Below are 9305 nucleotides of genomic sequence, written 5' to 3' on the forward strand. Positions count from 1 at the left end.
ATCACCTCACATCAAAATTTCTTGCAGCTTCATCCTGTGCATCACTCCACGGCAAGTCGGGTGCCGTCCACGGAGAAACACCGGAATCGTCCGCGGCAAACCACTCAAAGTCGCCGTACTTCGAAATTTCATCGACGGCTTCTTTGACTTCCTTATTGAAATAGCCCTTGTTGATCGCATCCTCCATCTGGAGAGAATAAACGCACTCGCTTTCCAGCCAGCGGTAATCCTTTGCGCCAGTGACCGAACTGTACTTTCGTTCGCCGTCTTCGGTCATTCCAGCTTCCCGCACCAGAAGAGCGCCGCCCTTTCCGGGCCTAATCGGGCAGAACTGACCAACGCGGCCCACAAAAATATAATTGTGCTCCCCTGCGGGCAGATCCTCATTCTTGTCCAGATAGATAGCACCTTTCGACACGGTTTTGGTCTCGCAAAGGTCAGAGAATACGATTGGCTCCTTCGAGAAGAGTGTCTTGAAGACATACGGGACTTGGAACTGGGTGCCCGTGGCCGTCCATTGGCCCCCTTTCTTCTCATTTTTCTCTGGAATATACCCATACTGGTCCTTGCAGCGGTCCGCGTCCATGTACCTTGCAATATAAACGGCGTTGTTCACAAGGCACATCTTCTCATAGGTAGCCTCGTGCTCGAACGTGTATCCGTACTTTTTCGCAAAGTTCATGCAGAAATCGATAATCTCCGGCGTAGCTTCAGGAATCTTGATAGAATCCGTCTTGATATGTGCCACCGTAAAGCCGCGCTGTTGTACTTCATCCTGCAAAGTGCGCATAAATAAAGCCCCTCGAAGCGCCACGATATTGTTGGCGTTCTTGGGGTTGCGGAAGGGGTTATCAAAAGTTGCGCTGGTCAGACCGTAGACCGAGTTGATGGCGATCTTCAGTGCCTGTGCCAGTGCTTTTGCCTGACCGGGATCTTCCAGATACTTCGCCAGTTTGCCGTCAAACAGCTTCTTAGCCTTGTCGTACTCGCCATGTTTTACATGGATACGTACATCCATCAGGTCATTGAAGTACTTGGTGTACTCGCCAAAGTAATTCATGGCGACGGCGGAGTGCGGATGCAGCGACGCAACATCCAGCAGCGCAACATTGCTGTACATGTTCGGTTCTGCATAGACATAACCGCCCATGCCGAGATCTGTGCCTCGGAACATGTTGTGCATTTTTCCATCCTCTCCGCGCACCCATTCGTAACCGGGAAACGCATTGATGATGTTTCGGTCGGTCAAAATATCAGGCTCGACCTCGACCACCGAATCCGATTTTCCCGTCGCAAGGTCGGTATAGACCAGCTTGGGGTGCTTTTCCCGTCCAAATATAATTCGAGTCGTCAGACTATTGGTCGTGTCGTTGACCGTCATCCCCGCAAGGTCTGCCAGAATCTCACGCGCCACGAAATCCGCCTGTCGATCTTTGGAATAGAACAGTGCTTCCGTTGCCACCACGTCGTTGTCGCAATACTCGGCAACCTTGTCCCAGAGACTCTTCGGCACCGGCTGGTCCCACGGAAGTCCCAACTCCTGATGGTGGATGCCCAGCTCGATCTCAAACTTCTTCAGGCTCTGCTTTTTCGACGAGAAGTCGTAAATATCCGTGTAGGAGAGGTTGTACGCTTCTCCGAAGAACCCCGTATGCTGGTTGACGATCTGGTTCGACAGCGCATAGATCTGCTCGTTGGACATCCCCAGCATCCGTCCCCAGAGAATGTGGTTGTCGTACTTGCGGTTGTTGAAGCCGATCAGCCGGTACTTGGTCAGACTTTCGATCTCCGCCGGGGAGGGGTTGATCATCCGGTAGACTTTATCCTGCTTGGCAAACTTCCAGTTCACCAGCAGCAAGTTCGGAAACACTTCACAGTCGAAAAATATCAATGGCTTTTCTTCGCCGGTGGGTGCAGCACGCTCCACATCATCCTTCGACTTGAAGTGTATTTTTGATACGATTTTGAGGCATGCGTCTGCCTGATTGGTGCTGTTGGCCGCAAAGGCGAGGATCACGTTCCGCATGTCATCAATATCATAGGGAACATTCCCCTCGTAGGCTTCTTCCACGATGTGCGCAATGAAGTCCACGCTGGGCTTGGTGTAGGGGCTGATCTCTTTGGCGAGTGCTTTCTTGATGAGAACGCGCAGATGCCTCTCATCCTGAATCTGCTTTGTATCAACCATTTTTTCTCCCTTCAATGGTAGGCCGCTGCTGATGCTGGCAATGGGAATATCATTGCATTCTGACAACTTTCTCCGGAGCGAGGATTTTCCCGTGAACACCTTGACCTCGATGCTCTCGTCGTAGACCCTGCTCAGTTTGGCCGCTTCACCGGTATAAATATAATGCAGATGAATCCCTGCACCGGATTTGCTCAGCTCTGCGTATGTCTTGGGCCATTTGGATGCAGCTTCGAGGTTTCGCTCAAAGCTCTTTTTCCCATCTGGCCCCGGAATATCAAAGTCGATCACAATGTGGTTCTCCGGAACCTTCACGTAGTGCAGTTTCGAAGTGTCCAGATTTCCCAGCTTGGTTCTGATATTCTCCCACTTTTGCAGGGGCGTGCCATTTTCCGTCGCATACTGGGCCGGGCAGTCCTTGCAAATATCATTAAAGAGAGAATGCTGCTCTTTGAATTCGATCCACGACGAGGGTGGGGGGTCTTTTTTCTCCTCACCCCCTAGGGGGGCATCCGCAAATTCCTTGAATTTTTCCGCCTTGAAACCGCTGTAATAGCTGCGCACCCGCTCGCCGTTCACGTCAGTTTCCCGCTCCTTGTAATCTTCAAAATAGTTCATCAGCTCTTCCCGGAAGGCACGGCGCGAATACGGATACGGCACATTCGCAGCCGTATTGTATTCGTTGTACATGGCCCATGCCCGCTTCAGGGAGACGCCGTTTTCCTTCTTGAAAATATAATAGGAATCCAGCATGAAATTGTAGAAATCGTTGGATGCGCCCATCATACGAGTCGGAATATAATCGTCGTAGAAATGTTTATTCTCATCGTATACCTGTTTGCAATGCCATGCGATGCCGCCCAGCTCAAAGTTCACCTTTTCTACAAGGTCAAGGTACTTTTTCGCCGGGATCTTTTCGCCGCTGGGGTTCACATCAACGAGCCGTCGGATCAGACCCGACTTTGCATCGGTGATCTTGACCGGCTTGTTGGTGCCCAGAAACAGGAAACACTTGAACTGGTTCGCATAAGCGCTCCGGAATTTCTCGTTTACCATCATCGTCTCGTGGGAAACGAGCGAGTTCAGCCGGGTGTTGTCCTCGATATGCGACAGATCACCGTCGTGCTGGATCGCGATCAACGGGTTCGATTTGAACGCTTCCAGCGCAAACGCATTGGAGGATGACCCCAGCGCCTTCGAGTCGAAGGTGCCGCAGTACCCCTCGAACAGCTTCTCCACGATGTTCAGCACAGTGGACTTGCCGCTTCCGGGCGGGCCATACAGAACGAGGAACTTCTGGATCTTTTTCGAGTCACCATTGACGATGGCACCGATAGCCCATTCGATCTTCTCTCGCTCTTCCGGAGAATATAAGGTACCAATGAGCTCGTCATAAGCGCTGATATCCCCTTCCTCCAACGGATACGGCAGCCGCTTGGACGCATAGCTGTCCTTCTTGACCGGGGTGTTTGCAAATATCAATGTGTCATCGAGGGTGTGATAGTTGTCCCGCATCTGTCGCTGGCAGTATTTGTGCCAGTTGTCGATCATGCCGGACTCGGCATCCCACATATGGAGTACCCGATAGCTGTCGTTGAGCAGTTGCTTGTGCTCCTGCACATAAATATCAAGCTCCCGGTCAATGAGCTGAAGGGCGTCCTGCTCTTCCGTGCTCCAAAGGCCGCGCTCTTCCAACCAGATCGCATAGAAGTCTGAGCCCCGGATCATCAAGTCTTTGGACTTTTTGATGATGAACTTCGGGTAAATTTCGATCGTGTTGCGTTTTCCCATCCGCGTCGCGATCATCAGGAAATCAATCATCGGTAACTGACTTCCTCCTTTCTATGAAATCTGTCTCAGACTTCTTTTTTGTCGATGCGGGCCTTACCATCGCAGCAAATATCTTTCTTGTTCTGGTCTTCCCAAAGCTGAGCCTCCGCTTTGGCGCAGCCCGCTTCTGCATTCCGTGCCCGGTCTTCTGCTTCCTTGCGCTTCTTTTCGCTCTCACCGAGCATCTTGCAAGCAGTCAGGCCAAACCAGACGAGGCCCGCAATGACGAGATTCTTCCGCATGCACTTGCCGTTCAGGCGGCGGATGGTGTTGTTCGCAGCCACCAGTGCAGCCTTGCTGTTGCTCAGGTCGATCAAAATATCAGTCAGTTCCATTGTCAATTTTCCTCCAGTAATTCGGGTCAGCCAGAATCAGCCGACCAATGTTATTCTCGTCTCGACACGCCGTGATTCGCAGCATCGCATGGGAATCGTCGAGTATCTTCTCAACGAATCCTTCCATAGGGATGCAGATTTTTGATTCATATGTCATCAAAACTCGTTCTCATTCAGATACGCCATCAGCTGATACCAAATATCAAGCTGGCGCATGTCTTCGGTCGGATGGGAAAGCGTAAACAGACCACCGGCACCATTCGGCTGGTAGTCTCTGTGATCAAAGCGGTTGATGATAGATACAGCGCGTTCCTCGCTGAAGCGGTTGTCGTCCATCGCGGCCAACCCAAGGCTGACCACCATGTTCCAGAACCACTGCCCGACGCGGTTCCCGGCCGCCGCGTCTTCCATAATGTGCTCTTCGATGCGCAGCGCGAGCGCCACCATCATTTCCAGAAGGCTGCACGGCACGCCGTTAAACGTGTCCATGACCTGTGCATATGGAATATCATTCTCGGTGGCAAATCGGTAGCGCAGGTTGATGCCATCCGTTGCGCGGCAGACGTCCATCTCACAGGCCGGAATATAACGGCGGTTGTACAGGAACATCAGCAGCCGGTGAAACGACAGGTTCCGCGGCTCCCATTCCCCGCATACGATCTTGTAGAGCCAGTCATAATACTGCTCCGTCATCTTTGTTAAAATCATTCGTCCTCCTCATTCGGATCAATATCCGACCAGTTCTGCCGTACCTGCATGATCTCATAATCCTTGTGGTAGTTGTGGTTGCGGACATGAATGGCGCTCGGCATGAATTCACCGATGTGCGTCAACGCCTCGGTACCGACGGTCTTCTGGACGTCCTCTTCGTCCAAAGGCTCCGCTTCCCCGTCGTAGACCAGCTTGCCATCTGCATAATAAGACAGGAAGCAGGTCTCGTACTCATCATCTTCTCCGAACTGATCCGGCTCGATGATCTCGATGGGGGCATGCTCCACGATATCTTCCGGGTCAGATTCCGTACGGTACTTTCCTGCCAGCTGTTCAAAGCTCTTCTGGGTCGCCCGCTCTTCAATGGTCTTGTCCATGTCGGCCTCTTTCTGCCGCAGATTCTCGTGCTCCGCCTCGTACTTTTCCCCATAGTAGGTCTCGTACTTTTTCTGGAAGAAATGGTGCATCACGAAGGCACCCGCTCCAAATCCAGCAGCGAAAATCAGAATATCATGAAGGGTCTTGTTCATTGTCTTCTCCTTTGATGGTCATCATAGTAAATGCCAAGCCGCCAAAGAAAAGGGAGACACTCATCAGAATGCCTCCCACCATGTGACGTTTGCGCTTGGTATCGGTCAGATAGTCCAGAAACAGGAATGCGTTTTCCAAACTGTCCATCGTGTTACCTCACTCCGAAAGGACTGCCAGACCAGAGACGAAGCACACTCCGGCCATGGCAGCAAACAGATAAGAAAGCTTCTTAGCGTATCTGGTCATAGCGATTCCCTCCTGAAAATATCAATAAATATCGGTCTCAGATCTTGTCGATGATCGGGCCGTCGCAGTTGAAGCGCAGCATCACCGAGCGCTCGTGCCCACTGATGAAACTGTTCAGTGCTTCATCGCCGTCCACATAGTTCGTGACGCCGAAGTCCACATGGTTCTGCTTGGTGGGGTCGTTCGGGTCATAGATCCAGCCTACGATCTGCCCTTCCGGGGTCTTCATGGACACGCCCCCGTGGGTGCCGATCGTTGCCAGAACCTCATTCAGGAACAGATGCCCCTGCATCCGCAGACGCTTGTTGGCGCTCTGCTCCATCAGAAACAGGTAGTTCCGGTTCAACTGGTTGTCCGGCTGCCACGTGTCCACCGTCTCATCAAAGATGCAGGTGTACGGGTTCGTGTGCTGCATGGCAACATCCTTGTACTCCTTGATGGTCTCCTCGACGCCCTGCTCGTTGGTGCTCTTGTTCTCGATCTCCACAGCCTTGATGTTGTGCTCCAGCTCTTCCTGTACACGGCTGCCAAAGCGGTCTCCAACGCGGGTCTTGTATTCGTTGAATGCCTGATCCAGCGCGATATATGCCGCCGTCAGGCTTGCATTGCGACGAGTCATGATGTGGTGGGAACCGAACATGCAGCCGAGAGACGCTGCACCCAGCCCGACCGCAGGCGCGTAGACCTTGGCCAGCTTCAGACCGGTCTGGATGTAGGCCGTGGTGATGTCCTGCTTAAACTCCTTCTCGGTGTAGCTCTCGCCTTCGTCCAGCTGGAGCTCACCGTTTTTGATCTGGTCTTGCGCAGCGTGAATGCTCTCTACCGTTGCGTTGTGCTCAGCGAGAATATCCTGTGCCTTGATGGTCGCCTTGCAGGCCAGAACCGTCGCGGTTACGCCGCCAATGGCAGCGCCCACGATCATGATGGTCGGGCTTGCCTTTTTCAGCTTGTGGCCATACTTGTATGCGGTACGGCTCACTTTTTCGATGATCTCATCTTTCTTGATGCTCTTCAGAAACTTCATAAAATATCATTCCTTTCTATTAGTGCAGCGGCGTAGGGCGAGGCAGGACAAGGCGGTATCCACCGGCAATGCCCTTGATGTAGGCCTGATCGAGCCCATACCAGCCGTAATTGTAGTCCGTCGAGTCATTGGAAACGCCCATCAGATCCCACAGGTCGCCCACAGATACCTGACCGTAGCGACGGATCGCGTCGTACATCTGAACCAGCGTGTCGTCTGCATCGCCGCGGAACTCAAAGTCCAGATTCTGCAAGCTCCTCTGCGGCGGACGGTTCGGATTTCCCTGCCGGGCATTCTGGCTTCCCTGATAGTAGCCGTCGTAGCTGTTGCGCTGGGTGCGGCCACTGTAATTTGTTGCCCCATTGCGGGAACGGTCATCGCCGAACAGCGCAATGCTGATGGCAGAATTCACCACGCTGCACAGCCCGTTTTTGAGCATCGGCAGCAGATAATCCACGATGATGCGGTCTTTCACTGTTTTGAGGTCTTCGGCAAGAAATTCGTTTGCGATCTTCTGGATGTCATTCTGCTCCTTCACGATCACTTTGCCTTTCACGACCTTCTCAAACTTTTTCTTCGGCTGCTCCGGCTTCTGGCCGATGCTGGACTTCGGCATATCTACTTGTGCCATGGTCTACCCCTTTCAAAAATAAAAAAGTAAGAGCCTACGATTTCTCGTAAGCTCTCGCTTCGTCAAACATTACTTTTCTTCACAAGTTTCCTCGTCAGAAGTCACATCTTTCGACTCGACATCAATGACCTCGTCCTTCTTTGCCTTCTTGCTTGCAATCTTCTCCTTGATGTGCTTAAATCCCTTCTTTACCAGCGGAACGCCATACTTCACGCCAACGGCAACGCCAAGCACCACACCAGTGCCAACCTTGACAATCGTGCCAAAGTCAACCCCGGAGCTGCTTTCGCAGTCGTTGTTATAAGCAGGGTTCTCTGCCTCAGCAGGAACAACGCTCTCAACAGGAGCGACCTCCACAGAAGTCTCGTTCTCCATAGTCACATTATTCATTTCGTCCATTTTTGTTACCTCTTTCTTTTATTAAAGTTCATAATGTCGGAGTATTACCTCCATAAAGGAAGATGAATTTTTCGCGTCTGCACGGGGTATCGAAAATATCAATACCCCAGCCACTTCGGCGGAGTGGAATAATCCAGCACCAAGCAGGGCATTCCTTCCTCATCCAGCTTCGAGGAATAGAACGTCTCGATCCCAAGTGTCGTTTCGGTATCCCAGCCCAGCAGATCACCGTTCCGATTGTGCTCCATGCCCAGATAATCATAGAGGTCGTTCTCTGTCACCCGAAGATCACTGAGGAGCTGCTTGTTTGCGCCGTTGAGGGCTCGCTCCAGCGCATTCTTGGTCGTCCAGATGTACTTCCCGGACAGGCTTTCCCAGCATTTCACGCGCTGGTCATAGGAAATATCAGTCTCCTTGAGTCCTTTTGCGGTGGGAACGACAGTCGGTTCCGGGCACTTGGCCATCTTGTCGAGTGTCACCGCCTCGCGAATCTCTTGTTCTTTCTCTTTGCCAATGGTCTCCACGATCTTGTCCTGATAGGTCTTGAGGCTGCTCTCTGCCAGCGTGCACGCCGCCGCCAGTGCAGCGTTCCGGCGCTCATCCACATGGATGGCTCCAATCGTGCACGCTGCGCTCAGGCTCATGCTCACCGCCGTCGGAATATAAACCGGGCCCGCCGTCTTGACGATGGTTTTCACGTCCAGTTTTTCGACGCCAAGCTCCTTCTTTTTCTCATCCAGCAGGATCATGGCCTTCGGGGTGGCCGTCACTGCAAAATAAACGGCCGTGATGCCGCCGGTAATGGCCAGACCACCCAGAATCTTGGATGCGTTCCGGCTCACGCTTCTCCGCGCAGCCTTTGCAAATGTCTTCAGGTTCATGTTCGTACCTCCAAAAATTTATAAAAAGAAAGAGCCTACGATTTCTCGTAAGCTCTCGCCTTTCAGATATGTCCGTGCTGCTTCAAATTCTCGAAGCGAATTTCTGTTTCACGCTGATAATCACGCTCCAGTTGGATCCGGTAACGGATATATTCGCACAGTCTGGTCGGCTGCATGAACAGGTACATTGCGATCGCGTTCAGTGTCCGCAGTCCGTTCAGTGCAGTGTGCTTCAGCAGCTTCACCATTGCCTGATCCAGAGTTGCATAATAATCATGGTTGTACATAAATATCAATCTCCTTTGTTTGTCAGTTTGGATATCTCTTCCATAAGGGAGACTGAAATTTTCGCGTTTACAGGTTCTTTTCCGCAAGCTGACGGCGCACTTCTTCCTGCACCATGTCTTGCAGTTCCTCTTCGCTGCGCTGGTCCTCGATCAGGTCATGCCCGAAGCCCAGAATAGCGCTTGCGGCCATCATGGCCACGGATGCCACCTTCCACCAGTTGATATGTTTCATAAATATCAGTCTC

At 52.1% G+C, this 9305-nt stretch carries 11 protein-coding genes; all 11 read right to left on the reverse strand.

The genetic code is table 11. From position 1 onward, the window contains the following. Position 1: 1 nt before the first annotated feature. The 11 genes from C4N23_RS00455 to C4N23_RS13910 all read right to left on the reverse strand — a co-directional run bounded on the left by C4N23_RS00455 (position 2) and on the right by C4N23_RS13910 (position 9292). A complete protein-coding gene (locus tag C4N23_RS00455; RefSeq protein ID WP_112143275.1) occupies positions 2-4006 on the reverse strand; it encodes a DUF5906 domain-containing protein in 4005 nt (1334 codons plus the stop codon). A 35-nt stretch (positions 4007-4041) separates the two neighbouring features. Then, a complete protein-coding gene (locus C4N23_RS00460; RefSeq protein WP_112143277.1) occupies positions 4042-4350 on the reverse strand; it encodes a hypothetical protein in 309 nt (102 codons plus the stop codon). Positions 4351-4506: 156 nt separating this feature from the next. Continuing rightward, entirely contained in the window at positions 4507-5058 is a 552-nt protein-coding gene (locus tag C4N23_RS00465; protein WP_112143279.1) for a hypothetical protein, read from the reverse strand. Beyond that, positions 5055-5591, reverse strand: coding sequence for a hypothetical protein (locus C4N23_RS00470; RefSeq protein ID WP_112143281.1), 537 nt, complete (start codon positions 5589-5591; stop codon positions 5055-5057). Before C4N23_RS00470 ends, C4N23_RS00465 begins: the two co-directional genes overlap by 4 nt. Then, positions 5572-5739 (reverse strand): histidine kinase, encoded by a 168-nt coding sequence (locus C4N23_RS00475; protein WP_112143283.1) that lies wholly within the window; start codon positions 5737-5739, stop codon positions 5572-5574. The genes C4N23_RS00470 and C4N23_RS00475 overlap by 20 nt, the downstream gene beginning before the upstream one ends. Positions 5740-5875: 136 nt before the next feature. Further along, positions 5876-6862: a DUF6353 family protein gene (locus C4N23_RS00480; protein ID WP_112143285.1), complete on the reverse strand. Its 987-nt coding sequence runs from the start codon at positions 6860-6862 to the stop codon at positions 5876-5878. Positions 6863-6881: 19 nt separating this feature from the next. Continuing rightward, positions 6882-7493: a hypothetical protein gene (locus tag C4N23_RS00485; RefSeq protein WP_112143287.1), complete on the reverse strand. Its 612-nt coding sequence runs from the start codon at positions 7491-7493 to the stop codon at positions 6882-6884. 69 nt (positions 7494-7562) lie between these two features. After that, on the reverse strand, positions 7563-7892 hold the full coding sequence (locus tag C4N23_RS00490) for a hypothetical protein (protein ID WP_112143289.1): 330 nt from the start codon (positions 7890-7892) through the stop codon (positions 7563-7565). Between the two features lie 98 nt (positions 7893-7990). Next, the gene (locus C4N23_RS00495) at positions 7991-8773 is read right to left on the reverse strand and encodes a DUF6353 family protein (RefSeq protein WP_112143291.1); all 783 of its coding nucleotides are present in this window, start codon (positions 8771-8773) and stop codon (positions 7991-7993) included. A 62-nt stretch (positions 8774-8835) separates the two neighbouring features. Further along, entirely contained in the window at positions 8836-9060 is a 225-nt protein-coding gene (locus tag C4N23_RS00500) for a hypothetical protein (protein ID WP_112143293.1), read from the reverse strand. Positions 9061-9127: 67 nt separating this feature from the next. Beyond that, on the reverse strand, positions 9128-9292 hold the full coding sequence (locus tag C4N23_RS13910) for a hypothetical protein (protein WP_181567046.1): 165 nt from the start codon (positions 9290-9292) through the stop codon (positions 9128-9130). Positions 9293-9305: the final 13 nt, after the last annotated feature.

It is taken from the genome of Faecalibacterium hattorii, assembly GCF_003287455.1.
In the GTDB taxonomy this organism is placed as follows: Bacteria; Bacillota; Clostridia; order Oscillospirales; family Ruminococcaceae; genus Faecalibacterium; species Faecalibacterium hattorii.